The 749-nt window shown below is 72.5% G+C and carries 1 pseudogene; it reads left to right on the top strand.

What is annotated here, in order from left to right:
* Positions 1-544 (top strand): annotated as a pseudogene (locus tag HV675_RS32145) (anti-sigma factor); the annotation flags it as partial.
* Between the last annotated feature and the right edge of the window lie 205 nt (positions 545-749).

Raw genomic sequence — 749 nt, 5'->3', positions numbered from 1 at the left:
GGCGCCGCTCGCGCTGCCGTTCGGCGCGGCGTGGCGCGGTGGCGCGCTCGCCTTCGCGGTGTGCGCGGCGCTCGCGGCCGGCGTGATCTATACGCAGCAGCGCGCGGCCGCGCCGTCCGGACTGGTCGACGAACTGGTGTCGAGCCACGTGCGGGCGCAGATCTCGGGACGCGACATCGACGTGATTTCGTCGGACCAGCATACGGTGAAGCCGTGGTTCAACGGCCGCATCGACTATGCGCCGCCGGTGGTCGATCTGGCCGCGAGCGGCTTTCCGCTGGCGGGCGGGCGGCTCGATTACGTCGGGCATCGGCGGGTCGCGGTGCTGACTTATACGCATCGCAAGCACGTGATCGACGTGTATGTGTTCCCGGACAACGATCCGGCGGCCGGCAGGCCGGGCCCGTCGCTCGCGAGCGACGGCTATTCGGTGGCGCGCTGGCGCGACGCGGGGATGATGTGGTGGGCCGTCACCGATGCGTCGCCGGACTCGCTGACCCAGCTCGAGGCCGCGCTGCGCGCGAAGTTGCAGAACGGAGGGTGAGCGGCTGCGGAACGGCGGGTACGCGGGGCGGGGGTCTGTGCAGACGAGCGGCAGATGAGCGACAGATAAGGGCTTGTCGCGGGGGGCCATGACGGCGTTCGCCGCACGGGTAAATAGAGCGAAGGGGCGGACCAATCGGCGCTCCCGCGCGCGAGCATGCGCGCCGGGGCGGCCGCCGGGCCGCGGCGGGTGGCCCGCACGGCGG

It is taken from the genome of Paraburkholderia solisilvae, assembly GCF_902859875.1.
Taxonomy (GTDB): Bacteria; Pseudomonadota; Gammaproteobacteria; order Burkholderiales; family Burkholderiaceae; genus Paraburkholderia; species Paraburkholderia solisilvae.
This window is presented reverse-complemented; position numbering and strand designations above follow the sequence as displayed.